Origin of the sequence: Micromonospora sp. C81, assembly GCF_018070425.1 — a bacterium.
GTDB classification, from domain to species: domain Bacteria; phylum Actinomycetota; class Actinomycetes; order Mycobacteriales; family Micromonosporaceae; genus Micromonospora; species Micromonospora zamorensis.
In genome coordinates, this window is sequence record NZ_JAGPXS010000003.1 from 494,683 (window position 1) to 519,900 (window position 25,218).

29 protein-coding genes, 1 tRNA gene and 2 pseudogenes are annotated in these 25,218 nt (G+C 68.1%); 9 read left to right on the plus strand and 23 right to left on the minus strand.

Going from position 1 to position 25,218, the window contains the following annotated elements:
* Positions 1-26: 26 nt before the first annotated feature.
* From KBX46_RS08535 to KBX46_RS08545, 3 genes are read right to left on the minus strand one after another with little or no spacing between them, the layout of a single operon-like run.
* On the minus strand, positions 27-428 hold the full coding sequence (locus KBX46_RS08535) for a hypothetical protein (RefSeq protein WP_210792001.1): 402 nt from the start codon (positions 426-428) through the stop codon (positions 27-29).
* A complete protein-coding gene (locus KBX46_RS08540; protein ID WP_210792002.1) occupies positions 425-1,348 on the minus strand; it encodes a methyltransferase domain-containing protein in 924 nt (307 codons plus the stop codon). Before KBX46_RS08540 ends, KBX46_RS08535 begins: the two co-directional genes overlap by 4 nt.
* The gene (locus tag KBX46_RS08545; protein WP_088950997.1) at positions 1,348-1,641 is read right to left on the minus strand and encodes a hypothetical protein; all 294 of its coding nucleotides are present in this window, start codon (positions 1,639-1,641) and stop codon (positions 1,348-1,350) included. The genes KBX46_RS08540 and KBX46_RS08545 overlap by 1 nt, the downstream gene beginning before the upstream one ends.
* A 56-nt stretch (positions 1,642-1,697) precedes the next feature.
* On the opposite strand from KBX46_RS08545, the gene KBX46_RS08550 reads away from it, so the two are divergent.
* Positions 1,698-2,342 carry a TetR/AcrR family transcriptional regulator gene (locus KBX46_RS08550; protein ID WP_308159423.1) on the plus strand — a complete coding sequence of 215 codons (645 nt, stop codon included), beginning with the start codon at positions 1,698-1,700 and terminating at the stop codon, positions 2,340-2,342.
* A 114-nt stretch (positions 2,343-2,456) separates the two neighbouring features.
* Here KBX46_RS08550 and KBX46_RS08555 read toward each other — a convergent pair whose 3' ends face one another.
* The 5 genes from KBX46_RS08555 to KBX46_RS08575 form a co-directional block, all read right to left on the minus strand.
* Positions 2,457-4,364, minus strand: coding sequence for an ABC transporter permease subunit (locus KBX46_RS08555; RefSeq protein WP_247667116.1), 1,908 nt, complete (start codon positions 4,362-4,364; stop codon positions 2,457-2,459).
* Between the two features lie 125 nt (positions 4,365-4,489).
* Entirely contained in the window at positions 4,490-5,920 is a 1,431-nt protein-coding gene (locus KBX46_RS08560) for an extracellular solute-binding protein (protein WP_210792004.1), read from the minus strand.
* 302 nt (positions 5,921-6,222) lie between these two features.
* Entirely contained in the window at positions 6,223-6,993 is a 771-nt protein-coding gene (locus KBX46_RS08565) for an IclR family transcriptional regulator (RefSeq protein ID WP_088951000.1), read from the minus strand.
* A gap of 159 nt (positions 6,994-7,152) precedes the next feature.
* The gene (locus tag KBX46_RS08570) at positions 7,153-7,521 is read right to left on the minus strand and encodes a hypothetical protein (RefSeq protein ID WP_210792005.1); all 369 of its coding nucleotides are present in this window, start codon (positions 7,519-7,521) and stop codon (positions 7,153-7,155) included.
* Positions 7,518-7,778, minus strand: a complete 261-nt coding sequence (locus KBX46_RS08575; RefSeq protein WP_210792006.1) for a hypothetical protein — start codon at positions 7,776-7,778, stop codon at positions 7,518-7,520. Before KBX46_RS08575 ends, KBX46_RS08570 begins: the two co-directional genes overlap by 4 nt.
* Between KBX46_RS08575 and KBX46_RS08580 the strand changes: the two genes are divergently transcribed.
* Positions 7,768-7,938 carry a hypothetical protein gene (locus KBX46_RS08580; RefSeq protein ID WP_210792007.1) on the plus strand — a complete coding sequence of 57 codons (171 nt, stop codon included), beginning with the start codon at positions 7,768-7,770 and terminating at the stop codon, positions 7,936-7,938. The genes KBX46_RS08575 and KBX46_RS08580 overlap by 11 nt on opposite strands.
* Before the next feature lie 52 nt (positions 7,939-7,990).
* Here KBX46_RS08580 and KBX46_RS08585 read toward each other — a convergent pair whose 3' ends face one another.
* Positions 7,991-8,212, minus strand: a complete 222-nt coding sequence (locus KBX46_RS08585) for a hypothetical protein (RefSeq protein WP_210792008.1) — start codon at positions 8,210-8,212, stop codon at positions 7,991-7,993.
* Between the two features lie 161 nt (positions 8,213-8,373).
* The gene (locus KBX46_RS08590; RefSeq protein ID WP_210792009.1) at positions 8,374-8,754 is read right to left on the minus strand and encodes a hypothetical protein; all 381 of its coding nucleotides are present in this window, start codon (positions 8,752-8,754) and stop codon (positions 8,374-8,376) included.
* Between the two features lie 16 nt (positions 8,755-8,770).
* Between KBX46_RS08590 and KBX46_RS08595 the strand changes: the two genes are divergently transcribed.
* Both KBX46_RS08595 and KBX46_RS08600 read left to right on the plus strand, forming a co-directional pair.
* Positions 8,771-8,923 (plus strand): hypothetical protein, encoded by a 153-nt coding sequence (locus tag KBX46_RS08595; protein ID WP_210792052.1) that lies wholly within the window; start codon positions 8,771-8,773, stop codon positions 8,921-8,923.
* Between the two features lie 326 nt (positions 8,924-9,249).
* Entirely contained in the window at positions 9,250-9,717 is a 468-nt protein-coding gene (locus KBX46_RS08600) for a hypothetical protein (protein ID WP_210792010.1), read from the plus strand.
* Positions 9,718-9,915: 198 nt separating this feature from the next.
* Here the strand turns inward: KBX46_RS08600 and KBX46_RS08605 are convergent, their stop codons facing one another.
* On the minus strand, positions 9,916-10,602 hold the full coding sequence (locus KBX46_RS08605; RefSeq protein ID WP_146766273.1) for a hypothetical protein: 687 nt from the start codon (positions 10,600-10,602) through the stop codon (positions 9,916-9,918).
* Between the two features lie 570 nt (positions 10,603-11,172).
* Entirely contained in the window at positions 11,173-11,697 is a 525-nt protein-coding gene (locus tag KBX46_RS08610) for a hypothetical protein (RefSeq protein WP_210792011.1), read from the minus strand.
* 321 nt (positions 11,698-12,018) lie between these two features.
* Here KBX46_RS08610 and KBX46_RS08615 point away from each other — a divergent pair, with 321 nt between their 5' ends.
* Complete coding sequence (locus KBX46_RS08615) at positions 12,019-12,837, plus strand: hypothetical protein (protein WP_210792012.1); 819 nt, start codon at positions 12,019-12,021, stop codon at positions 12,835-12,837.
* Between the two features lie 384 nt (positions 12,838-13,221).
* Here KBX46_RS08615 and KBX46_RS08620 read toward each other — a convergent pair whose 3' ends face one another.
* From KBX46_RS08620 to KBX46_RS08625, 3 genes and pseudogenes are all read right to left on the minus strand, one after another.
* Complete coding sequence (locus KBX46_RS08620) at positions 13,222-13,560, minus strand: hypothetical protein (protein WP_308159429.1); 339 nt, start codon at positions 13,558-13,560, stop codon at positions 13,222-13,224.
* 326 nt (positions 13,561-13,886) lie between these two features.
* A pseudogene (locus KBX46_RS32435) lies at positions 13,887-14,103 on the minus strand (hypothetical protein).
* 845 nt (positions 14,104-14,948) lie between these two features.
* Positions 14,949-15,626, minus strand: coding sequence for an HIRAN domain-containing protein (locus tag KBX46_RS08625; RefSeq protein WP_210792014.1), 678 nt, complete (start codon positions 15,624-15,626; stop codon positions 14,949-14,951).
* Between the two features lie 156 nt (positions 15,627-15,782).
* Here KBX46_RS08625 and KBX46_RS08630 point away from each other — a divergent pair.
* Positions 15,783-16,394: pseudogene (locus KBX46_RS08630) on the plus strand (site-specific integrase); the annotation flags it as partial.
* A gap of 59 nt (positions 16,395-16,453) precedes the next feature.
* Positions 16,454-16,909, plus strand: a complete 456-nt coding sequence (locus KBX46_RS08635; RefSeq protein WP_210792015.1) for an SMI1/KNR4 family protein — start codon at positions 16,454-16,456, stop codon at positions 16,907-16,909.
* A 197-nt stretch (positions 16,910-17,106) separates the two neighbouring features.
* On the opposite strand, the gene KBX46_RS08640 is transcribed toward KBX46_RS08635, so the two are convergent.
* A tRNA-Lys gene (locus KBX46_RS08640) sits at positions 17,107-17,178 on the minus strand.
* A 166-nt stretch (positions 17,179-17,344) separates the two neighbouring features.
* Here KBX46_RS08640 and KBX46_RS08645 point away from each other — a divergent pair.
* Both KBX46_RS08645 and KBX46_RS08650 read left to right on the plus strand, forming a co-directional pair.
* A complete protein-coding gene (locus KBX46_RS08645; protein WP_247667118.1) occupies positions 17,345-17,653 on the plus strand; it encodes a hypothetical protein in 309 nt (102 codons plus the stop codon).
* A gap of 151 nt (positions 17,654-17,804) precedes the next feature.
* On the plus strand, positions 17,805-18,887 hold the full coding sequence (locus KBX46_RS08650; RefSeq protein WP_088951039.1) for an NAD-dependent epimerase/dehydratase family protein: 1,083 nt from the start codon (positions 17,805-17,807) through the stop codon (positions 18,885-18,887).
* Between the two features lie 135 nt (positions 18,888-19,022).
* Here KBX46_RS08650 and KBX46_RS08655 read toward each other — a convergent pair whose 3' ends face one another.
* The 7 genes from KBX46_RS08655 to KBX46_RS08685 all read right to left on the minus strand — a co-directional run bounded on the left by KBX46_RS08655 (position 19,023) and on the right by KBX46_RS08685 (position 25,159).
* Positions 19,023-20,207, minus strand: a complete 1,185-nt coding sequence (locus tag KBX46_RS08655; RefSeq protein ID WP_210792049.1) for a hypothetical protein — start codon at positions 20,205-20,207, stop codon at positions 19,023-19,025.
* Between the two features lie 172 nt (positions 20,208-20,379).
* Positions 20,380-21,129 (minus strand): ZIP family metal transporter, encoded by a 750-nt coding sequence (locus KBX46_RS08660; protein WP_210792016.1) that lies wholly within the window; start codon positions 21,127-21,129, stop codon positions 20,380-20,382.
* A 54-nt stretch (positions 21,130-21,183) separates the two neighbouring features.
* Complete coding sequence (gene eis, locus KBX46_RS08665; RefSeq protein WP_210792017.1) at positions 21,184-22,374, minus strand: enhanced intracellular survival protein Eis; 1,191 nt, start codon at positions 22,372-22,374, stop codon at positions 21,184-21,186.
* 92 nt (positions 22,375-22,466) lie between these two features.
* Positions 22,467-23,159, minus strand: coding sequence for a hypothetical protein (locus KBX46_RS08670; RefSeq protein ID WP_179781707.1), 693 nt, complete (start codon positions 23,157-23,159; stop codon positions 22,467-22,469).
* Positions 23,156-24,001 carry an ATP-binding cassette domain-containing protein gene (locus KBX46_RS08675; protein ID WP_210792018.1) on the minus strand — a complete coding sequence of 282 codons (846 nt, stop codon included), beginning with the start codon at positions 23,999-24,001 and terminating at the stop codon, positions 23,156-23,158. The genes KBX46_RS08670 and KBX46_RS08675 overlap by 4 nt, the downstream gene beginning before the upstream one ends.
* Entirely contained in the window at positions 23,998-24,336 is a 339-nt protein-coding gene (locus tag KBX46_RS08680; protein ID WP_179781709.1) for a PadR family transcriptional regulator, read from the minus strand. The genes KBX46_RS08675 and KBX46_RS08680 overlap by 4 nt, the downstream gene beginning before the upstream one ends.
* Before the next feature lie 103 nt (positions 24,337-24,439).
* Entirely contained in the window at positions 24,440-25,159 is a 720-nt protein-coding gene (locus KBX46_RS08685) for a PP2C family serine/threonine-protein phosphatase (RefSeq protein WP_099849794.1), read from the minus strand.
* Positions 25,160-25,218 lie beyond the last annotated feature (59 nt).

A 25,218-nucleotide genomic window follows, 5' to 3' on the forward strand; every position in this document is an offset into this window, starting at 1 on the left:
CCGAGGTCATGACCGGCTCGCGGCAACTACAGCCGTTCGAAGCTCTCCATGCCGGCGAGTTTCAGCACCTCGGTCCGGGTTGCCGGGCATTCCTGTCGGGTCTGGTCGTCGATCTGCCGGCCGGTCGGCACGGGGCCCTGCTTCTCGTACCAGGAATAGAGGTTCACGGTGAGGTTGGCCATGACGCCCGTCTCGGACCCGATTCCCTTCAGGGTCGGCAACTGGCCGTCCAGGTAGGCGCACACCTCCTTCGCCGACACCTGCGTGGAGCCGCCGTCCGGAGCGGATCCGGCCGCGCTGGACGCGGCGGCGGTTGTGGTGGGGCTGTCCGGCGCCGCAGCTCTGGGCTGGGGTGCGTCGGTTCCGGTGCACGCCGTCGCAGCCAGCACGAGGCAGACGGCCGGCGCGAGCAAACGGATCGTTTTCATCGGGTTTCGTCCTGACGTGGTTGTTGGTGGGTAGCGGCTGTGGCGGACGGGCTGTCAGCCCCGACGGAGGTTGCGGCGACGAGCCAGAGGCCGGTGGGCAGCCGGTAGCCGACGCCAGGCTCACGGAACCGGCCGAGCAGCCGGGCGACTCCCGCCCGGGCCGAAGCCTGCCCAGCCGGCGGAGCCGCCCGGTACGCCGCACCGGCCGGACCGACCTCGATAAGCCATTCGGCCACCGCGTCGGCGTCGTCCGGAGTTTCCAGGGCGACGTCGCACGGCGTGATCGTGACGGCGGTGAAGCCGGCGCTGGTGAGGATCCGGACGAGCCGGGCCGGGTCGGCGAACGCGAACGGACCGGGCTCGTCACCGACCGGGAGCGGTGGTAGCGGTCCGAGATGCGGTGCGGCACCGAGCATCGCCGCGGAGAGCCACGGGTTGACGCCGCTGTCGCGAAAGACCGTCGCGGCGAGGCGCCCTCCCGGGCGCAGTGATCGCCGGATGGTGCGGCACCCGGCAACCGGGTCCGCCAACAGCATCAGGGTCATTCGGGAGAACGCCGCGTCGAACGGGGCACCCGGCACGACATCGAGAGTCTCGATGTCGGCCAGGTGGAACTGGATGCCCGGGTGCCCGTCGGTGGGGAACCGGAGCCGTGCGGCGGTCACCATCGCCTCGTCGATGTCGACACCGATCGCCGCGCCGGTCTCGCCGACCGCGGCGGCGATCTCGGCCGTGGTGCCGCCGCAGCCGCAGCCCACATCGAGAATTCGTTCGGCGGGTCGTGCGGCCAGTCGATCCATGGCCGCTGCGCCCAGCGGTCGACCGGTCCCGTCCTGCCGATCGGCGTGGCGAATCCAGCCAGCTGCCGCTCCCGCCCAGAAAGCGGCGCTGCGGGCCCGCAGGCTGGCGGTGTCGGCCATCAGAACGGCATCTCGGTGCCGTCGACGCTCATCGAGCGGAAGTGAGCCGCCTTCGTCGGGTCGAAGCCGTCCTCCTGTGCCGCCAGGCCAGCGGCCCGGACCAGCCGTTCGGACTGGAACCGGCGGAATGCCGCCTCGTCCTGCCAGATGTTGATGATCCGCCAGCCGTCCTCTGTCGGCCCGGCGACATGGGCGAGGAGACCCGGGGGTCGGTCCGGCCCGAGGTGTCGTTCCACCTGCCGGTATTCCGCCTCGCTGACGCCGGGCATCTCCTGCAACACACCGAACGGCATGGCCGCCACCTCTCGATAGAGTTAGACTCTATCCAATAGAGCACTACACTTGAGAGGTGGTTGTCAAGAGACGTTATGACTCTTCCCGCCGACAGGAGCAGGCCCGACAGACCCGGCGAGCGATCCTCGAAGCGGCTGGCCGGCTGTTCGTCGACCCTGGCTACGCGGCCACACCACTGACCGCTGTCGCCGTGGAAGCCGGCGTCGCGGTCCAGACCCTGTACGCGGTGTTCGGCAGCAAGCGACAACTGCTCTCCCAACTGGTCGACGTCACCCTGGCCGGCGACGACGAACCGGTGGCCCTACCGGACCGGCCCTTCGTCGCGGAGATCCGCGCACTCGCCGAGCCCCGCGCCAAGCTCACCCGCTACGCCCGCCATCTGGCCGAGGTCAACGCACGACAGGCTCAGGTGATGCTCGCCCTGGCCGGGGCTGCCACGGCCGATCCGGACGCCGCCGAGATCTGGCGCAAGAACGTCGACGACCGCCGCCGCGGCATGGCCATGTTCGCCGCGGAACTCGTCGGCACGGGGGGCCTCCGCCCTGACCTGGACGTCGAACAGGTGGCCGACATCCTCTGGTTGGCCCAGGACGTCCGCAACTTCGACTGGCTCGTCCGGCAACGCGGCTGGCGGCTGGAGCAGTACCAGCGCTGGTATGTGGACACCGTGAGCGGCGCCCTGCTCGTCAGCGCCGACTAGCGGACAGGCCCGGCCCACCACCGCATCCCGACCGAGCGGCACTGGTCGAGATGCGGTGGCGGCGGCGAACGCTCGGACGGGTCCGTCTCGTTGCCGGCGCGACCCTCGTTGAGGTCAGCCCTTCACCGCGCCCGCGGTGAGCCCTTCGGTCAGGAAGCGCTGCCCGAAGGCGTACATGACGACCACGGGGATGCTGACGAGCAGCGACGCCGCGGCGAGTTGTCCCTGGGGCACGACGTCTCCGGCGATCATCGACTGCATCCCCACCGGCAGCGTCTTGTACTCGTCCTTCGTGATGAACACGAAGGCGAAGAGGAACTCGTTCCAGGCGTTGGTCAGGGTGAAGAGCGCGACCGCCAGCAGCCCTGGCTTGGCCAGCGGCAGCACCACCTTCCCGAACGCCTGGACGCGGCTGCAGCCGTCGACCAGCGCGGCCTCCTCCAACTCGACGGGGATCGACGAGAAATACCCCACCAGCAGCCACGTGGCGAACGGAAGCGTGAAGGTCGGGTACGTCACCACCAGGGACCACAACGAGTCGGTGAGCCGCGCGCCGATGAGCATCTGGTACAGCGGGATGAACAGCAGCGCACCCGGCATCACGTAGGTGAGCAGCACCGTGACGGTGAAGCCCTGCGCACCGCGGAACCGCAGCCGGGCCAGCGCGTAACCCGCCAGGGCGGCGCAGACCAGTGCCACCGCCGTGGACGCCGCGGACACCAGCAGCGTGTTGAGGTACCAGCGGCCGAAGGGCTGGTTGTCGAACAGGGCACCGAACTGCTCCAGAGTCCACGGCGTCGGCCACAGGTCGTCGGTGCGCATGACGACCTGGCCCTCGGACTTGAAGGCCGTGACGAAGATCCAGTACAGCGGGCCCAGCACGAAGAAGAGCAACCCGGCCAGCGCGACCCAGGACCCCAGACCCGACACCAGTGACGACGATCGCCGACCGCCCCGGGACTGGAGGGTCGAGACCACCCGGCCGACCGCCGCCGCGACCAGCAGGATCACCGCGAGGACCACCGCCGCCTTCCAGAAGATCTGTGGCGATGCCCAGGCCAGCAGACCGGTGACCACCGCGGCGACGACCCACGGCAGCGCCCTGCGCGCCGTCCCAGCCCACCGCCGCGCCCCGATCCGCCACGCCGCCTGGCGTCGCCGGGGCAGTCTGATGTTGGTGTCCTGGCGCAACAACCGGACCAGGACGAACACCAGCCCACCGATGACCGGCAGCATGACGAGCGTGACCGCCGCCCCCGCGCCGTACTGCAACTGCAAAATCGCCTTCGAGTACGCGACGAGCACGTACGGCGCGGTCACGTCGCCCGGGCCACCCTGGGTCAGCAACCAGACGAGGTCGAAGTTGTTGAACGTCCAGATCGACGACAGGGTCACCGTCACGGTGATCACGTGGCGCAGCCCGGGCAGCGTCACGTTGGTGAACCGCTGCAACGACGAAGCGCCGTCGATTGTCGCCGCCTCGTAGAGGTCCGCCGGGATGGCCTTCAACCCGGCGAGGAAACACACGGTGAAGAACGGCACCCCCTTCCAGACGTTGACCAGGATCACCGACGGCATGGCCAGTGACGGGTCGGACAGCCAGCCCGCGGGCCAGCTGTCGACCAGGTGCGCGCTGGCCAGCAGCGGCCCGATTCCGGTAGCGGTGAGCAGCGTGTTGACGCTGCCGAAGATCGGGTCGAGTAGCGCGCGCCAGCTGAACGCCGTCACCACCGTCGGCACCACCCACGGCACGAGCAGCAACCCGGTCAGCAGGGCCCGGCCGCGACGCCGATGATGCAGTAGCAGGGCCGCGGACAACCCCAGCACAACCTTGAAGATCTCGGCGTACGCGGTGAAGACGAACGAGTTCACGACGCCGGTGTGGAACTGCTCGTCGCCGACGAGCGCGAGGTAGTTGTCCAGGCCGACGAACACGGTGTCCTGCCCGTGCCGTTCGGTGGTGCTGGTGACGATCGACCGGGCGATCGGCACGAGGACGAGACTGCCGACCAGCACGGCCATGGGCGCCAGGAACAGTGCCCCCAGCCGCCAGTCACGACCCAGCCGCCGCTGGGTTGCCGTGAGAGAGCCGGGTCCCGGCGGCGGGGACTTCCTCGCCGCCGGGACCCGCGCAGGACGGACCGAGCTCACTGCGGCAGCCCCTGCTGGTTGAAGATCTGCACCATCTTCGCGTGGGCGCTCGTCACGGCCTGCGCCGGCGCCGTGCCCTGCACGACCTGCTGCATCATGTCGGTGAGGACGTAGGCCGACCCGACCGCCTGCTGGCCCGCGCTGGCCTTCTGCGGGAAGGCCAGGCCGTTCTTCGTGTTCAGCGGCAGCTTCAGCTCAGTGATCTTGCGCAGCATGGGGAACGCCTGGTCGCCGCTGGTGAAGAACGGGTCGGCGTCCCAGACCTTCTCCCAGGCGGGCATCACCAGGCCGGGCGCTTCCTTCGCGACCCCGAGCAGCGCGGGCGCGCTGACCAGGTACTGGGCCAGGAGCTTGGCGAGCGCGGGGTTCTTGGCACCCTTGAAGACGACGAAGCCCTGCGACTGGCCGAGCAGCAGGGGGTTGTTGGTCGCGGGCCCGATGCAGTCGGAGAACACGTGGGTGTTCGCGTGCACCGGGTTCTTCTTCGTCCTGGAGTCGGCGTAGACGCTGAACTGGTTGCGGGTGTAGCCGAGGACCCCGGCGAGCCAGTTCTCGTTGTTGCTGGTGTCGGTCCAGCTCGCCACCCCGGGCGGCAGCATCGGCTTGTACTTGGGGTTGGTGTAAATATCGCCCAGGAAGGTCACCGCCTGCACCGTCTCCGGGGAGTTGAACGTGACCTTCCGGCCGTCGTTGGAGGCGATCGACCCGCCGTAGGCGTTGATCAGTGCCTCGATCATGCCGTTGCCGTCACCGGACCGGTTCACCGTCATGCCCCAGCCGAATCGGCGTTTGGCGGGATCGGAGATCTCCAGGCACAGATCCCGCAACTCCTCCCAGCTGTAGATGTCCTTGGGGGAGATGCCCTTGTCCTTCATCCAGTCCTTGCGCAGGAACGACCCGATACCGATGAAGTGGTACGGGATCGCGAACCACTTGCCGTCGAAGACGCAGAAGTTCTTGGCCTCAGCGCAGGGTTCGCCGTACTTGGCGGTCAGCGCCTGGACGACGTCCGTCACGTCCTCCAGGTCGCCCAGCGCCTGGAACTGCGCGACGAACCGTGAGTCGGTCATGAACGCCAGATCGCGCGCCACCCCGCCCTTGACCTCGGCGTCGATCTTGGCCACCACGTCACCCGCGTCGGCCTGGACCAGACTGTTCTCGATCTTCGTGCCGGTGGTGTCGGCGAACTTCTTGATCGAGCTGTCGAGGGCGTCGTTCGCGGCCGTGGAATACAGCTTCTGCGACAGCATCCCCATCGAGGAGCCCTTCATCGCCGCCGCGGCGTCGATCAGCTCCTGCGGAACCTCCGCCTGCACCTTGGAGGGCGAGTCGGATTCGCCGCCACAGGCGGCCAGGCCGGCTGCGCCGAGAACCCCCACCCCCATCCCCAGAAAGCCGCGCCGTGACCAGGCTGGATTGTTGTCCATGGACTTTCGCCTCCTTCAAGTCCCCGCAGCACGGCACGCCGAGGGCGTAGCTCGTGCTTCAGGTGTGTCTTCATGACGGCGACCACGGACGAGTCGCCCGCATCGATCAGTGCGTTGAGGCGATCGGGGGCCGGGCCGAGAAAGCAGCGTTGACGTACCAGTTCGGTCGGGCCACGGGACCACCACCGTTCGAGATTTCGAACTGAGTTCGAGATACCGTATCGAGTGGTCGCGACGCTAGAGCAGCGCTCTGAGCGATGTCAATGTTTCGATGAGGTTTCGAGCCGAAAGCGGGAAGTCGGCTATCGAGACAGAGCCCGGTAGCCCATCCGGGCCGACAGCGCCGCAGCGCCCTCGCGAACCAATCCGGTCCACTCCACGTGCGCCTCGGGGGTCCAGCGAATGATCGGCGCGGACAGGCTCATGGCGGCGATGGTGGTGCCCGAGTGGTCTCGGATCGACGCGGCGACGCAACGCATGGCGCTGTCAGACTCACCAATGTCGACAGCGACGTCGTCAGCCCGGACACGGTCGAGATGCTCGCGGAGCCGGTCCGGGTCCGTGATGCTGTCCGGCGTCATGCCCGGCAGGTCGCCCTTCGTCAGGACGTCGTCCAGGCTCGCCTCATCAAGGGCGGACAACAGGATCTTGCCGACCGCCGTGCAGTGAGCCGGCAGCCGCCGCCCGACCGCCGAAACCATCCGAACCGGATGCGTGCTGTCGAACTTCACGAGGTAGATGACATCGGCGCCGTCGAGCACGGCCACGTGGACCGCCTCGTCGCAGGCGGCGGCCACGTCCCGCGCGACGCACTGCGCCTCGCGGACCAGGTCGAGCCGGCCAGCGAACGCCGCGCCAAGCTGGAACAGCGGCATGCCCAGCCGATACTGCACCGGCTGGCCCGGAACGGAGATCAGGTACGAGCGAGCCTCGAGCGTGACAAGCAGTTCGTGGACGGTGGTACGGGGCAGGTCGAGCCGCTCCATCACCTGACGGGCCGACAGTTGGGGGCAGTCCAGGAACAGTTCGAGGACGTCGAGTGCGCGGATGACCGCCGGTACCACACGGGGCATGTCGATAGTCCCTTCGCAGTGCCGGACCCCGCGTCAAAGATCTCCACGGGCCAGCACCTGAAGAGGATAACTGCGTCAGCTCCCGGCGCCAGGTTCCGGACCAGCGCTGCCGTCCGGTGGGCCTGGCGCCATCCCGCGCCATCGAGCTTGGTTCGGTGTCTATCGTCCCTCGGCACCGGGCGGGAGAGCGAGGAACTGCTCGATGTCGGCGATGGCGTCCTCCACCGTGCCACCGACCTCCGGGTCGCGCAGGCGGGCACGCAGGGCGGGCAGAACTCTGTCGGTATCGAGTTGGTGGTGGATGCGGGCAAGGTGGCCAAGGCAGATCGCTGCTGTGGCGCGGACGTCCTCCTCCGGATGATCCAGCACGCGTAGGTAGAAGTCCCGGCACCACCGCCAGTCCGCGTCGTGCAAGGCGAGCCCGACCATCGAGTCGGTGAGAGTGTCGATATCGCCCACCGCGAGTGCGGCTGTGGCCGTGTCGTGGGTCGCCGGAGCCGGTTCGTAGTAGCTGCGCTGTGTGCTCATGCCTCGTCCTTCGGCGGCGCGGTCGGCCTGCCCTTCTTGTCTACCAGCCCGGCACGCTTGAGGGCGTTGCGCATGTCGTCGTTCGGGCCGTCTTTGCTGTGGTCCTCCCAGTCGCGGACATGGCCGTGGTAGATCTCGACGACGTCGTCGCCAGGGTTGGATGGCTCGATGCGGCGGTGCCGGTCGAGAACGACGATCTCACCGGTCTGGTGATCGACGCCGATACGGCGACGCTCGTTGGTCTCCTTGATCTGCACCGACCGGTCCAGTGCGGTCTGCGCCGAGGAACTGGCCGTCGCGATGGTCTGGTTCGAGGAGCGCTACGGCGGCCTCTTCTACCCGGTCATGGACCGCTCGACACCGTTCCGGCACCTGCTCACCCGTCGTCTCGGGCTCTCATGGTTGTTCGCCGGTTGACGACGTCTCGCGATGTCTTGTGCCCCCTGCGGTGCCCCACAGGCCCTCCGCGCTACCACTTCCGCCGCCATTCGACGCGACCTCGGTGCGCCACAGCCGGGACATCCCCTCGCTGGACGTACAGCACCTCGTCCTCAACCCACCAGACGTCGCCGACACGAAGCAAGACTGGATCCTCCAACGTCAGGGCGAGAAGACAGCCGCCGGAACTGCCGGGCAGCCCTTCCAGGTCATCCACCAACTCCATCCGACCTGCGGTGACGGGCTCGGTCATCACGCCACCATTCTGCCGGTGTCGGTGCGGCCCCAACGACCTCTTGACCCCCAGGCAACCAACACCGCCTCGTGAGCTGCTGTTCCGTGGCCCTTGACCTGGGGAGGCGCTCCGCCATCGTCCGTGCATGTCCACTGGGGTCCGCACCGATCGTCGTTCGGTTAGTCGCCCAGCCGGCGATCGGACGCGATCGTGATCAGCTCAGCAAGCAGCTCCGGCGAGGGCCGCAACGGCGCGAGGATGTCTCGCACGTAGGCCGCGCGCTGCTCCCCGTTGGCGTCATGCCACCACTCTCCCGCTCCGGTCAGATGTGCACGAATGGCCTTGACCCGGCGAGGATGACCATCGGCGTTCCGCCAGTCATGCCACCCCTGGCCCGGGTCGGCGGCTTCAAGAGCATCGACTAAACGGTGCTGGATGGCGGCGATGAACGGGCTGCCAGCGTAGACACTCCCGAGGTCATCGGACTTGCACTCCATGAGCATCCGATGAAGCGCCAGAACCTCGTGATAACCCTCGACACGTACCGTCTCCACAACCACCGCTCAAGCTTGCCCGATGGTCTGCACCGTCACTGGACGTTCACCCCGGGTGGCGATGCAGATCTTCCGGTACGCGCCGTTCGCCATCACCATGGAGATCTACACGGTGGTGTCCTCGGCAGCCACCCGCGACGCCCTCAAGCGGCTCGGCAGGGCACTGGACCGGTAAGGCGCTACTGCTGTCTTCGCTGCTGCACCGCCCCGAACTACGGCAACAGCGGCCCCGCAAAGGGCCGCTGGGGAGGAGTGGGCCGCCAGGGACTCGAACCCTGAACCCCTCTCGCGGTCCGGGGACCATGCCGAATCGGGCGCAACGGCGTGCGGACCTGGGCCATGGCTTGCGCTGCCTTACAGCGGTTGACAGCCCTTGTCGGCCCCAGTTGTGCCCGGTGTGTGCCCGATGATCTTTTCATGCCATCGCTGGCTATCCATCGGCAGTTCTGCCTCCTTGTTCACAGGTCGGCCACGCTTGCATTGCCCACCTACGCTCCAGCCGTGGCGAAGACTCATCGTGTCTCACCGGAAGAGCCATCAAGAGCTGCCGACCGGCTCACCGACGAGTTGGAGGCTGTCGACCAAGAGCTATGGGACGCCTTTTCTCACGCCTCGATGTCGTGGGGCGCGGGCTACGGCAAGCGTCGTATTACGCGCCGGATGAGTTCAGGTGCGTGGGTCTCGCTTCTCGCGGCGCTGTGTCTGACCACGTTCAGTACTGGCGTGCCCCTAACGCTGATCGACCCAACGCGGGAGCTCGGCATCGCTCTTGTGGCCGGCTCCATCTTCGCCTGTGCCGCCTTTCTCGGGCAGGTCTGGACAGTTCAGTACCAGCGCGAGTCAACGCTCAAGAATCAACTCTTCGGCGCGGAGCAACAGCAGCAGCTTCACGACCTGCTAAAGGAGCGTGACCGCCTGATCGGCCAGTTGAACAGACTCACTGAGCAGGATGAAGGGCTCAGCGACTAGCGGTACCTGCCTGACGCCTTGCTTACAAGTTCTGCGTGCTCCGTCCGGCAAGGTCCATCCACGTCTGCGACCTCGGGCGGCTGTCCGTGATCGGCAGCCGGCGGTTGCCCTCGTCCCGGCCGGTTGCTGTCAGCGCTGCTGTCGGCGCCGGGCCCCATGCCGGTCAGGGTGTCCAACCTGCCGACGGTGTGGGCAAATCTATGCGTCGGCGGGCAAGAGCTTCAGCGCCGGGCGCGGTTCCGCCGAGAGCCCTGATCGAGCTGGCTCGGGCCACTCCGGGAGGTCGTTCAGGTCACCACCGAAGGCCAGCACCGTCTGGGCAGATAGATCGCAGGCGGCTTGAATGAAACCTTCTGCGCCCATGAGCCGCATCGAATGGCCCCCATTCGCCAGCGTCCACAGTGCACCCGAAGCGTTCGACGCCGCCCGTGGGTCCTGACCGTGGCTGAGCAGGTCGCGGAGTTTTTTCATGTCCGCCAGGTAAGCACCGAGGGACTGCTTGCCGGCGAACACGGCCCACCTGGATCGATTGCCAGCTCCGGTTCCCTGGACCCGCGTCCGCACACCCCAGTCGTTCGTGAAGAGCTTGACGCCATATAGTTCGCCAGCTTGGTGAAGCTTGTCCGGATTCAGCGGCAGCGCGCGCGGACTCGTGGGATCGCGGAGGACGTCGTTGAAGAACGCTTCGACGGCCGCATAGGACATGGTGAAGATCGCCCAGCGGAGCGCGTACTGCTTGGTGGAACGCCCCAGCCTGCAACCGTCGAGGCCGCTCAGCTCATCGATGTCGCGGTGCAGTGTGACGAGCAGCGTCGGATTCGTCAGGCCTGCGGCAAGCGACTCCGCGGCTTCGATCACGAGGGAAAGGCGCGCATGAGCAGGCACGCCTTAACACTATCAACGACACCGGCACCCAGCCGGAAGCGCAGTCTCACGGTGATGAGGAACTGTCGTCGGTCCTGCCTCCATAGCCTCAGGACGATGACGGTGATCTTGACTGGCTTCCCGGGTTCGGGCAACAACCGTCATAGTCCGGGGCACCAATCGCCATCCCGACGCTCCCATGGATGTCAAGCTTCGCCAGGCCGCTTGTCGGCGGACCTTGACCGCTTCTGTGTGGAGGAACCATCGCCGGCCGATGGCCTGCGCCAGTGGCAGGGTCGAGCTGGACGGACGGTCCACCACCGTCCATCTACGTCCACCCTGGCACGCCTTCGTCGTCACCCAGTTGGTCACCCGCCCCAAGCCTTGTGCGGCTCAGCCCGCTCGACTCGGACTGCCAAACTACGTTCATGGAGTTCAGCGAAGCGTCTGTTGTGGCTCTGGCCGCCATCGGCGGCAACATAGTCCTGACGTGGGCGACTCTTCGAGGTCAGCGCAAGTCGCTCCACCTTGATCGGCTCTGGGAGCGACGTACCGCTGCTTACGACATTGCACTTGCCTGCTGTACGGATATCAGGGGAGGGCGGGGAAAAGCCTTGCCACAACCCTGTGGCTGGTGATGATCATCGGCAACGCCATGGCGTAGGGCATCACCATGCTGGTCTTCGGGTGCGAGAACATATTCCGGACACGGCGGCCCGTCTCCACGATGTCTTCGTCCCCGTCTTCCTCGGGGGCTATCAACTTGAGCGACACCGCACGATCCCACAACGCTCTCCATGGCAGCGGTTGTCTGCCTCTACCTTCAGCGCTTCCGCCCGCGAGCTCGATCTTGGCCCGCAGAGCGGCCTCGATGGCATGCAGGGACGCAAGCACCCCGAACGGAAGCACGTTGTACGACACCAAGGAAGCTATACAGGCGTCTCGGGCTGCCTGGAGCAGCGCCTGTACGCCGTCCGGCGCGCGCTCTGTGGGCGGAAGGACAGCGAAGAGATTCCGAAGCGAGCTCTCAGTCACCGGCTGCGGCCGTCCGTGCACATCCCACCCAAAACACATACCGATCGTGCGGGGGTCTCGTCGAAGAACGATCAGGTCCACCGGCAGATGATGAACCTGCTTGGGACACGAGCAAAGTCGTTATGACGACATCTCGCTTACAAGCTCTGTGCACCGCGTACGCAGGCGTCCGGGAACGGCTGCACGCTCGGAGATTCGTCCGTGCCAGCGCTCGTCAGTGTGCCGCCGCCCGGCGGCGCTGCTGTCGACAGCCGTTCCGTCGAAGACCCAGGCCGACCCCCGCTGCGGGGATGCACGCTCGGGGTTTCGTCCGGTATAGCCGGAGCCTGGTTGGCGGTCGCTCGACAGTCCGGGCCTCAACCCACCTAGCCCATGTCATACAGCCGTCGTACTGTCGACCTCGTGCCCAATGCGTGCCGGTTCTGCGGGACCACAAACCGCCAGATCACCAAAGAGCACGTCTGGCCCGACTGGCTGCGGGAGTACCTTCCCGCGTTGAGGCAGCACGGCCACGTCGAACGCTGGAACAGCATCGCCGGTCGCCAGCAGTGGCAACAGCCGGTCCTCACCGCGACGGTGCGCGTCTTCTGCGACGCTTGCAACAACGGATGGATGAGCCGACTGGAGAACGCAGCGAAGCGAATTGTCGGCCCCATGGTCGTCGGCAAAGCCGTAGAACTCGATGCCGACGCTCAGCAGATCGTGGCCAACTGGGTCGCGCTCAAGGGTCTCGTTGCGGCACAGACCAGCAGCGTGGAGCAACCCATCCCAGAGTCGCATTACCGTCGGGTCTACCACTTCGAAGGGGCGCCACCGAACACGATGCGGGTCTGGATCGGACGGCGGCTGAATCTCGCCAACCCGAGTTGGCCCCGCAGGGCACAGCTCTTCGGTGCCCATTTCATGCCGGTGACGGATAAGCTCCCCGTCTTCCCGGCGCCGCCCGACCTTGAGAGGTACCGCAACGAGGGCGGCGTTCTCAACGCCACCGTCTTTCAGGCCGGCCACTTCTTCGCCCTGGCCCTGCAGCACGATTGGCCTGGACTACGGGCACGCCCCAACCCCGGGTCTGCCGCAGTCGAGGCCCTACGGCCCATCTGGCCAGCCGACCGCCCCGTCGAATGGCCGCCACCGCAGCCGGTCGACGATCTTGGAGACCCGCACAAGATGACGCGGTTTCTCCAGATCGCTCCGCCGCTTGTCCCGGTCTTCGACCCGTAGCGCGCCATACCGCCGCCCTGGTAGGGCGCGCTTGAGTGTCGATGGTGCCCGGGACGGTCTGGGGATGTTTCGGCCAACTCGTCGGCCGATCCGGGCGGCTGAACGCGAATCCGTCTGGCTTGCTCAGACTCTGGGGCCTCCTGCGTATGGGGTTCGCACAACTCAGGCGCGGTAAGTGGTGGGTCGCCAGAGACTTGAACCCTGAACCCCTCTCGCCTGGCATCGACCATGCCCAATCGGGCGGATCGGTCGGCTGACCTGGGCGAAGTCTTCCGTTGCCTTACAGCGGTTGACGGCACTTGTTGGTGTCAGTTGTGCCCGGATTGTGCCAGACGATCTTGGCGGTCGTTGTTCCTTGCCTCTGCCTGCACAGCAGACCGGCACCTACTTGAAAACCCCAATGATCCCGGTGATCGTGCCGACGAGGCCACTGATCGTCGCCAGCTTCGCAGACGCCCCGGTCCAGATGCCCTTCGATTTCTCGCGCCAGCCGAGAGACCACCAATCACGCCCGAACTTCTGCCACTTGTGCTGTCGAAGGTGACAGCCCATGACCAGGCCGGTCGAGTTGTTGCGGCAGAACTCCACAGCGCCGCCGCGCTTGCGGTTGATTGCGCCGCAGTACACCGGGGCCTGGAACAGCACGAACAGGATCAAGAGGCCGACGAGGACCGCGTAGATGCCGGGACCAAACGAGTTGCTACCAAGGGACAGGAGGAGCACAGCCAAGACGCCGTACCCCCAGTACCGCCAGAGGCTCGGCTTACTCCGGGACACCATGAGTGCGAAGAGTACCGATTAGATCGCCGTACGTGAAGGTCCCTCCACCCCCGAGCTTCGGACTTTCGATGCAACGTCCAGGCACTCTGACTCCGGCGAGGGTGTGTCCCAAGCTGTCATGGTGCGCGCTGCCTTCCCGCTCGTTGAGCTGCGGGGAGGTTCCGCTCACGTCCACTGTCGTCCGACGGTGTGTATCTCGGTTAGTCACTCAAGTCCGGCCGCTCAGGGTTTCTGGCGCGACCGGAGAGACGCCGTAGCCTGCGCTGGTACTAGCCTGCGTAGGAGCGTCGCGTCGATTCATTGCCCGTGCGTCTGGATCGCTGACCGTCTCGTAGTAGCCGACCTCTGCGGGTCCTGGTCCTCGTCGACCAGGCGCGCGAGCGCGTGGCGGTCAAGCTCGATTGAACCGGCAGTCCGTATGCGAGCCCGCCAGGCTGCGCCCGTGCGGTCTTCCGCGCCTACAACCCAATGGCCGTAACGCGCCAGAGGTGCCAGCGGCACCGCTCCTTGAGCGACGTTGACCGCTACGCCTACCTTTGGTAGCAAGGATTGGAGTGTAGCGTGGTGGATTCGTCATCTCCCAACGATCAGAACGAACTACTTCAAATCGCGTTCCAATCTTACTCAAGCACGCGAGCAGAAATATCACATAGAGTCGGCCTGCGAGACACTGTCTTATTTCTCTTCCTAGCCGGCAGTGCCAGCCTGTTCGGTGCGTCTCTCAACGATTCATACCGACCCGTTCTTTACGCAATACCGTTTCTCGGGTTAGGTGCGAGTCAGCTATACAGTCAGCACACGATCTTTATTGGGGCGTTGGCGCGGTATCTGGGAATCGAGCTTTCTGGCTGGCTGTACCGCAGCTATCCAGGGCGCGACTTGCCGGTCCAGTGGAATAACTCCCAATCCTATCTAAGCATTCGGAGCGGTGGATTTGCGCGCCCACTCCTCTTGTCTGGCCTCGTGTTGATCGTTCTGCCACAGGCGGCAGCTCTGGTGGTTGTCGCCTTTAGTGGCCCGATCAAGGCGCTTGATATCTTAGGCCTTGTCCTAGGTGTACTGGCGATGACGCTGTCCGCTACGGGGCTGCTATCTGCGCATAGGACGCGGGTTGGATACGCACGGGAGATTCGGGCTCTTGGTGTACCGCAATCGCCTATGCGGGGAAACGACCCCATCCCAGGGAGCAGCATTAGTGAGGCCACTTGACCCCCAGGAAACGATCAGGACTCGTCGACCTGCCCTAACCTACGCCCTAGGCTGGCATCCGCGTCCTTCATCGTCCGCCACCGTCCACGTGTGTACGCCGTGATCGTCACCTATTTAGTCACTCAGTCTGGCGGTCGGTCACGCTCGTGCGCGGGACGGGGCGCGTTTGCCGAACGAGGACTCAGCACGTGCCGCAGCACCTCGGGACTCGCTGCCAGGATGGCGACCTGATCGCATGCCAAGCCGGAACGGGTGCCGCGGATTGAGATGGCCTCGATTTCGGCACCCGAGTCAATCAGCTTCGCTAGCGTTCGCGCCTTCTGCTTGTTGATGTACGCGGCCATGTGCTTCCCCGTGGCGTCGTACACTGCCACCGCGTTTCGATCGTAGGGGTTTTCCGGCTCGCGAACGAGCCGCACCGGCTCGCCGGGATAGAAGTTGCCAGCCCGACACTCGGCCTGGTGGTGAGCCTCGCCGCGAAGCTGGGAAACGTAGATGCCTGCACGGGAAAGTCGGCGATCCGTCGGCCCGACGAGAAGGCCAGTACCGTCCTCGCAGAGCCGCAAGACGTGCTCACCGCCCGCGTCCCGGTACGGAATCAGGCGCAGCGTCGGCAGACCGGTTGCGCCGATGAATCGATCAGAGCTGCTGTCCTGCGGCACGTACCACTTGTCCGGCAGGCCGTCGCGCTCTCCCGCCTGGCTCGGTACAGCATCGACTGGCGTTACTCGCTGCGGGGCTTCCTGGCTCCCCTCATTCGGCCGGACGGTCTTCCGAAGCAGCTTGTCCATGAAACCCATCGGTTCACACTGCCAGTCGATGCCCCTGCCCTCTACCCCGAGCCCTCTGCCGCGTCGGATACCCGACGGTCACGCACACCCATCGGGCACCGAGGCCAGTCAGGCGGGGCCTTGAAGCCCTAACCCGAGAGGTCGCACGAGACCGGCCGAAATCAGTGGACGAGCGACGAGGCGCGGTGCTTCCTGGAGTCGGCCCGCGCCGACGAGGACCCGTTATACGCCGCGTACGTCCTGGTCCTGGTGCTCGGCCTGCGCAAGGGCGAGATGTTGGGGCTCACCTGGGCCGATATCGACCTCGACGCGGGGGAGTTGACCATCGACCGGCAGCTCCAGCGGGTCGGTGCCGAACTGCTGCACCGGGAGACCAAGACGGCCACCTCGGACGCCACCCTGCCGCTCCCGGACATCTGCGCCGTGGCGCTCGACCGCCGTCGCGCCGGGCAGACCGCCGCCCGGGACGCCGCCGGCTCGGCCTGGCACCCCTCGGACCTCATCTTCACCACCCGCTACGGCCGACCGGTCGAGCCACGCAACTTCAACCGTTTCTGGGACCGGCGCTGCGACGCGGCGGGACTCCGGCGCATCACCGTCCGGGATGCCCGGCGGACCTGCGCCTCGCTCCTGGCGGACCTGGATGTGCATCCCCGGGTGGCAATGCAGATCCTTCGGCACGCCCAGTTCGCCATCACCATGGAGATCTACACGGTGGTGTCCTCGGCGGCCACCCGCGACGCGCTCAAGCGGCTCGGCCAAGCGCTGGATCGGTAAGGACCCCTGACCGATCCGCTGTCGGTGGTTCCGTCGGTTCTCGTCGCTAGGGTGCTGCCGTGGATCACGATGGTCGTACCTTGCCGACTCCCCTGTCCGAAGCTCACGAGGCCGGCTTCGACTACAGGGACGGGGCCGGCGTTGACTTCGAGCCGTACCCCCACTTCCTCGACTCGGGCGAGATTGCCGAGTGGTGGAGGGCGTGGACGGGAAATGCGCAGCTTGATGGCTCCGACTTCCGGGTCTTCGGGCAGGACGGCACGGGTGGCCTCGCCGCCTTTTGGCTGGTGCGTCATGGTGAGCCGATCGAGGAGCAGCCGGTGGTGTTTCTCGGCTCGGAGGGCGAAACGGCCGTCGTGGCGCAGAACCTGTGGGACTACCTGTGGCTTCTCGCCGACGGCTTCGGTCCATGGGAAGCAACGGCCTATCCCGATCATGAACATGAGCCGCGCACGGATGAGCGCCTTGCCGAGATCGCCCAACGCTGGGCACCATCGCATCGCAGGTCGGGATGAGGTCATTACCGCAGGGCGGGAAGAGTTCCCCGGCTTCGAAGAGCTGATCGGCTCACTCTGCCGGTAGTTGGCGTGCGAGATGGGCAGCGGCTCGGCAAGAGTCGGGCAGGCGAGAGTCAACTGCTGTACTTCGCTGCTGTACCGGCCCGAATGACACCAACAGCGGCCCCGCAAAGGGCCGCTGAGCTGCGGAGGAGTGGGCCGCCAGGGACTCGAACCCTGAACCTATGGATTAAAAGTCCACAGCTCTGCCATTGAGCTAGCGGCCCGCGCGCTCAGGTTACCCGACGGTGAGCGCCGGCGACTCTCGGCTTCCGGCCGGCCGTCGATGCCTGCCTTCAGCCGGCGCTCGCCGTGTCTGATCATCGCCGGGTCAGCGAGAGGCCGGTGAGGTTGATCAGGCGACGCATGGGTGGGGGCGGGTGGGGAACCGGCATGGTCATGAGGGCGAGCAGCATCCCGGCCGTGGCGGCGTCGGGCGAGGAGACCGGGCCGGACGGCGTACGCCAGCCGGGTGGTGAGGTGCATGCCTGGCGGCCCGGTCAGAACCAGACCGTGTGCGGCCTCGCTCTGAGCCGGACCCGGCTGCGTCGTTTCCCGCATGTGCGCTTCGACTACTCGGGCACCGACGTGCTCACGGAGGCTGACGCGGTGGGCTGGATCTGCCCACGTTGCCTGGCCGCTACCACCGGCCGGCGGGGGACGGAGAAGCACGGCTGGGTCCGGGACTCTCCTCGCCCTTGATCGACTCGGGTTTCCGGAAGTCGGGCTGTCGTGCCCGCCGGGATACCGCGACTTTCAGGAAGCCGAGTGGATCAAGACCGCCGGGCACGCCGGGCACACGGTCCGCTCGGGTGGGTGGTTGAGCTGCTGCTGGGCGGGTACGGGGTCGGACATGCGGATCGTGGTGGTGGGGGCGAGCGGCAACGTCGGTACGGCGGTGCTGCGGCGGCTGCGCCGGGAGCGGGGCGTGGAGCTGGCCGGGGTTGCCCGGCGGTTGCCCGGCCCGGATGCCGGCGAGCCGTACGACCAGGTGGAGTGGCACTCCTGTGACATCGGCGCGCCGGGCGCGGCGGGGCAGCTCGCCGAGGTGTTCGCCGGTGCGGACGCGGTGGTGCACCTGGCCTGGCAGATCCAGCCCAGCCACGACCAGCGGGTGCTGCGGAGGACCAACGTCGACGGCAGTAGGGCGGTGATCGACGCGGTGGTCCGGGCCGGTGTGCCGGCTCTGGTGTACGCGTCGTCGGTCGGCGTCTACGCGTCCGGCCCGAAGGACCACCCGATCAGTGAGCGGTGGCCAGCCACAGGTGTGCCCGGCTCGTCGTACAGCGAGCACAAGGCCGAGGTGGAGGCGCTGCTGGACGGGGTGGAGCGCGAACACCCGGCGTTGCGGGTGGTGCGGATGCGACCCGGGTTGATCTTCCAGCGGGCCGCGGGCACGGAGATCACCCGCTACTTTCTCGGCCCGTTGGCGCCGGTGCGGCTGCTGCGCTTCGGCCGGATCCCGCTGGTGCCGACGAACCGCCGGTTGCGGATGCAGGCGGTGCACGCCGATGACGTGGCCGATGCGTACGCCCGGGCGGTGTTGGGTGATGCGCGCGGCGCCTTCAACCTCGCCGCGGACCCGGTGCTGACCCCGGAGTTGGTGGCCCGGCACTTCCACGGTTGGACGGTGCCGGTCGCCGCGCCGGTGCTACGGGTGGCGGCGGCGCTGACCTGGCGCGCGCGGCTGCAGCCGGTCGACGCGGGCTGGGTGGAGCTGGGTCTGAACGCCCCGCTGATGTCCAGCGAGCGGGCGGAGACCGAGCTGGGCTGGCAGCCCACGATCAGCGCGCTCACGGCGCTCAAGGAACTCTTCGCGGGAATGGCCGACGGTGCCCACACGGGAAGCCCGCCGATGTCCGGCGCACGGGACCTGCCGGGCCGCCCCGCAGCCCTGCTCGAAGCCCGCCCCCCAGGCCAGGGAAACCCCTACTGACCCCAACCCGCCGGCAGGCCCGGGTGATCAAGAGATTTCGGTCAGGAAAGGCGGCTCCGGTGACCGAAACCTCTTGATCACCGGGGCAGGCGCGCAGGCCGAGCCGGCGCGCAGGCGCCGGATCCGCAGGCTGGGTCAGCTCAGTTTGGATGCGGTTACCGTCGGGTTCTGGGCACCCAGGAAGAAGATGCCGGGGAAGCCGCGGGTCTCGAACTTGCCGCTCGGGTTGCGGCGCAGGGTCGAGTTTTCGATCTTCATCGTGCCGGTGCGGTTGTTGCTCACGAAGAAGACCGCACCACCGCCCTCGTTGGCCTTGTTGTTCTCGATGATCGTGCCGGCGATCCGTACGGTGAACTCGTTGCCGTCGCAGTAGATCGCGCCACCGCTGCCGCCACCCGGCGTGCCGGACTTGGCCGGGTTGGCGCCGCTGCCGATCGCCTCGTTGTGGCTGAGCACGCTGTTCAGCACCACCCAGGAAACCCCGATGCTGCTCAGCGCGCCCCCGTTGGAGCAGGAACCGCCGCCGAAGGTGCTGCCCACCACGTACACCGGCTTGTTCTCATGCTGGCTGAGCACCCGGATGGCCGCGCCGCCCAGGTCGGGGCCGGTGCGGTCGCAGCGGTTGCGGACGAAGCGCGAGTTGACCACCTTGAACCGCCCACCGCGGACGAAGATCGCCCCACCGCCGCCGCCCTCGGCCTTGTCGCCGGTGGAGTTGCCGTCGGCGAACGTCAGGTTCTGCACGGTCAGCTGCGGGTGGTCCTGGTTCTGGCAGTGCGAGGTGGTGAAGCCCTGGGCCTCGTCGCAGGTGTTCATGTAGAGGATGCGGCGTTGGCCCTGGCCGCTCAGCGTGACAATGCCGCCGCCGTCCAGCACTACCTTCGGCCCGTTGGCGTTGCGGACCTTCGCGGTGGCGGTCATCTTGATCGTCACCGGGGCCGGCCCGCAGTTGAACGTGATGACACCGCCGGCCGCGACGGCCTTCACGACCGCGGCGGAGGTGCAGCTCGCCGGGGTGCCGGTGCCGACGGTCCGGGTCGGCTTCGAGGTGTCCACCGCCCGGGCCTCCGCCGGCACGCTGGCCCTGCCGTTCGGGTTGCCGGCCGCGAGGACCTTCTCGGCGGGCTTCGGGCTCGCGCTGGCCCCTGGGCCACCGAGGCCGTCGCGGGCGACCGGCGCTTCGCCCTGGCCGGCGGTCGGCAGGGCTGTCGGCGAAGCGGACGAGCCGGCCTCGAAGGTGGGGGCCGGATCGTTGGGCGCGCAGGCGGGCAGGGTTGCGGCGGCGACACCGAGGACGACCAGAGCGGCAAGCGACGTCATGCGCACCCCGTGATGCTAGGAGCCGCGACGGCATCACGACGAATCCGCCGGGCCGGTTTAATGCACCGCTAAGCCACGCGCCCACCGTCGCCGCCCACCGCCCCCACCGCCGCCCGCCTGCAGACCGCCGCACCGCCCGCCGCCGCGCCGCTTGTGGCGGTGTGTCCGGTGGTCAGCTGTGGGACAGGGCGAACGCGGTCAGGAAGCCGGCGACCGTGACCAGACCGACGAGCAGGTGCGCGTCCTCGAACGCCTCGGGGACCATGGTGTCGGTGATCATCGCGAGGATCGCGCCGGCGGCCAGTGCGGTGATCCCGGCCAGCACCTCCGGCGGGGCGCCACCCAGCAACGTGTTGCCGAGCAGCGCCGCGACCCCGCTGATCAGGGCGATCCCGGTCCAGAGCAGGAAGACGTACCGCCGGGTCCGGCCGGCCTGACGCATGCCGGCCGCGCTGGACAGACCCTCCGGCACGTTGCTGAGGAAGACCGCGGCCACCGTGACCAGGCTGACCGTGCCACCACTGAGCAGGCTCGCGCCGATCACCACCGATTCCGGTATGCCGTCGAGCAGCGCGCCCACGGCTATCGCCGACCCGGAGCCGGGCTGCTCGTTCTCGGAGGGTTGCTGGTCGCCGGACCGCTTCCGGTGCCGGGCGCCGTGCCGGGCGAGAGCCACGTTGGCCAGTGTGTAGACGACAGCTCCGCCGGCAGCGCCGAGCACGGTGGGCAGCAGGCCGCCCTGCTCGTGTGCCTCGGCGATCAACTCGAACGACACGGCGGAGAGCAGCACCCCCGCCCCGAACGCCATGATCGACGCGGTGACGCGTTGCGGCACCCGGGCGAACCAGCCGACCGTCGCCCCGACCAGCAGAGCCGACCCGGCCAGCAGCCCCCACCCACCCGCCTGTAACCACTCCGGCATTCGCGGGACCCTACCCACGCCCGCCGGGGCGACAAACCCGGTCGTGAGGAAGGCTCAGAAGTCGGCGAAGAGATACGGCACCCGGCGGGGGAAGATGCCGCGCAGCTCCGCGGCGGCGTCCACCGGCACCTCACCCAGACCGCGCAACGGCAGCTCGGCCGGGTCCAGCACCCCGTACGCGAGGGCGGAGAGCCCGGCCGCGGTGAGGGTGGCGGTCGGCGTGCGGTCGGCGGTGTCGCCGACCAGCTCCAGCACGCCGGTTGTGCCGTCCAGCAGGTGCGTGCCGGCGAGCCATCGGTCCCCGGTCAGCTCGACCCGTACACGGCCGGGGCCGGCGGGCAGCCCACGCAACGCGTCCAGCGACAGCAGCCGGGCCATCGGAGCCGACGAACCCGGCACTGCCGTCCGCGCCTCGACGTGCACGTCCAGGTCGGTCAGCCACAGCTCCGGCAACTCGTCGGGCGGGACCTGGACGGTGATCCGGTCGATCTGGTCGACGTGCCGGGCGAGGAACTGCAACAGCAACGCCCGCGCGAGCGGGTCGGCGACCAGCAGCTCGTTGCCGTGCAGCGTGCCGCCGTGCTCGTCGATCCGGTACGTCAACGCGCCGGTGACCTCGCCGGCCACCCGGGCGGTGATCAGCCAGTATTCGTCCCGGTCGCGCATCCCGACCGCCCGGTAGTCCGGGAAGATCGAGAAGCCGTGTCGTTCCTGGAGGTTGCGCTCGGTGAACGCCCGCCACGCCGGATAGCCGGCGGCGATGCGTTCCCAACTCACCTCGCCGGGCAGGTCCACCCGGAGCAGTGACCCCAGGTTGGCCGGGGTGAAGGTGACCCGGCGCGGCTTGGGCAGCCCCGTGTAGCCGAACCGGGCGTAGAAGCTGGGACGGAACGGATAGAGCGCACTGAGCGAGTGCCCCTCGTCGCGCATCTCGTCGAGGAGTTGATGCAGCAGCGTCCGGACGTGCCCCTGCCGGCGGGCCAGCGGGTGGGTCGCCACCCCGGCGACACCGGCCATCGGCAGCACCACCCCGCGCAGGTTCTGCCGCATCGGAATGGCCGACGCGGCGGCCAGCGTTGCGCCGCTCTCCTCGGCGATCAGCGTCCGGTTGCCCTCCTGGTAGGGCAGGTAGTCGCGGAACTCGTCGATCCGGGCCGCACTGAGCGGCGAGGACTCGAAGGCGTACGCGGCCAGCGGGAAGCTGGTGGTGAGACGGTCGTCGGCGGTCACCCGGCGGATGGTCATTCGCCCATCTCAGCCTGCCGTACAGGTCGCAGCAACCCGATTGGCGGGATCCGTGCCACCGGCACGGCGCTCGACGCCGGCCGGCGCACCGGTCATCCGACCGGCAGGTGCCGCAGGTGCCGGCGGCGGCGCAGGCGGACGCTGACCACGGCGGCCACACCGACGACCAGCAGGACGGTCACGGCGAGCCCGTGCAGCACGCCACGCGAGAGGTAGCCCTGGTCGGTGTGGTCCACCGCCCAGGTGGCGATCTCCCGGGTCGACCAGAACGGCGTCAACTTCGCCCCGGACCCGGCCGGGTCGATCAACATCTGCACCGTGACCACGGTGAGCAGCAGCAGCGTCCCCTCCATCTCGCGGGGCAGCAGCGCGCCGATCAGCATCCCGAACGGCGCCGCCACCGCGACGGAGCAGAGCAGCGCGGCGGCCAGGCCGCCGTACCGCAGGTCCGCGCCGTCGATCATGGGGAGCAGGAAGAACGGTACGGAGATGACCAGCCCCACCGTCCACAGGCCCAGCACCCGACCGAGGTAGAGGTGATGTGGACGGTAACCGGCCAGCCGCAGCCTCGGCTCCAACTCCCGAGCCGCTGTGGTGGCGAACAGCGCGGCGGTGCTCACCGCCCAACCCACGCCGAGGAGCAGCGACCGGACCGACTGCCCGAGGTAGGCGTCCCGCCGGATCAGGTAGAAGGTCAACGGCATCAACAACAACAGCAGGAGTACGCCCCGACGCCGCAGCAGCTCCCGCAGTGTCATCTCGGCGACGGTCAGGAGCCGGTTCACGGGTGGCCTCCCTGGACGCCGGGGGCGTGCCACCCGGCGTCCTGTGCAGGTGTCAGGTCGAGCACGATGTCCACCCGGTCGAGTTGGTTGAGCAGGTGGGTCACCACGACGATCGCCGCGCCGCCGTCGCGCAGTCGGCTGAGCTGGTCCCAGAAGTTGACGTAGGTGCCCTGGTCGAAGCCCTGGTACGGCTCGTCGAGCAGCAGCACGTCCGGGGCGCTGAGCGTGGACATGGTCAGGTTGAGCTTCTGCCGGGTGCCGCCGGACAGGTGGCGGGCCTGCACGTCCCCGCCCGCCTCCCAACCGAGCTGGCGTGCTGCCGACCGACCGGCCCGGCGGGCGGGACCCCGGGCCACGCCCTGACCGGCGCCGACCAGCACGAAGTGCTCGTCGGGGAGCAGGAAGTCGGCGGTGCCGCCGGACTGTGGGCAGTAGCCGAGCCGCCCGGAGACGGTCACCTCACCGGCGTCGGGTGAGATCAGTCCGGCGCAGATCCGCAGGAAGGTGCTCTTGCCACAGCCGTTCGCGCCGATGACGGCGGCGATCTGTCCGGCCCGGACGGTCAACGTGGCGTCGTGCAGCACCGTTCGCCGCCCGTACCGCTTGGTGATGCCCGCCGCGTGCAGCCGCACCGGCCCGGGGCGCGGTCCGGGCGCGGTGCCGATGCTCTCCACGACGGCGCCCGCGTACTGCTGGGGTGGACCGAAGACGACCCAGGGGTCGCCACCACCCTCGCGCAGGTGGGTGGCCGCCTCGGCGACCACGTGCCGGGCGGCGTCCGCCGCGACCCGGCGCTGGTGCAGCTCGGCCGTGAGCGTTCGCAGCCAATCGTCGGCGTTCACCGGGTGACCCCCTTCGTGACGATGTCGTTCACCGGCTGGACGAAGGTGAGCCAGGCGCTGCCGCCCGCGCGGAGTGCCGCGTACCCGTCATCGGTGAGCCGGTAGTACTTACGGGCCGGCCCGGCGCTGCCCTCCCGCCACTGCGCGGTGACCAGGCCGGTCTTCTGCAGGCGCAGCAGCACGGGATAGAGCGTGCCGCCCTGGATGGGCCCGACACCCGCGGCGTCGAGCGCCTGGGCGAGCTGGTAGCCGTAGGACTCGCGGTCGGACAGCAGGGCCAGCACGCAGATGTCGAGCACCCCCCGCAGCCACTGCCCGCGCCGGTCGGAATCCACGCGTCGGACAGTAGCGGCGCAACCTAGATGGCACAACTACCTACTGGGTCGACCGGATCCGGTCCGGCCGGTTCCGCGAAACCGTCGAACAGGTCCGGCGAGGTCAGCGGGCGACGACGTCGGAGACGACGACTGTCACGTTGTCCGGTGCGCCGGCGTGGTGCGCGAGCTTCACCAACTGCTCACCACACTGCTGGCGGTCGGCGTACATGCCCAGCGCCGCCGCGATGGCCTCGTCCTCGACGTAGTCGGAGAGCCCGTCGCTGCACAGCAGCAGTCGGTCGCCGGGGACCACGGTGAGCACCCCGATCGCCGGTGGGGTGTCGGCACCCTGCACGGCCCGGGTCACCAGGGACCGCTGCGGGTGGTGGCGGGCCTGGTCGGGGGAGAGCGTGCCCTGGTCGACCAGCGCCTGCACGAAGGTGTCGTCCCGGGTGAGCTGGGTCAGCTCCGCGTCGCGCAGCAGGTAGCAGCGGGAGTCGCCGACCTGGGCCAGCACCAGCGTCTCCCCGGCCAGCAGCGCCGCGGTGAGCGTCGTGCCCATCCCGTCACGGGTCGGGTCGACGGTGATGGCGGCGTGGATGCGCTGGTTGGCGGTGCTGACCACGGCACGCAGGGCGTCGGCGGCGGCGTCGGGCTCGGTGGGCGGGGCCAGCTCGTCCAGGATCCGGATCACGATCTCGCTCGCCACCTCGCCCGCGGGCAGCCCGCCCATGCCGTCGGCGACGGCGATCAGGCGGTCACCGGCGAGGGCGGAGTCCTCGTTGTTGGTGCGCACCAAGCCGATGTCGTTGAGGATGACCGAGCGGAGGATCAGCGTCATGGGGTCAAGCTTGCCAAGAAGACCCTGCCTTCGTCTCTACGCACTACTGCGTAGGGTTG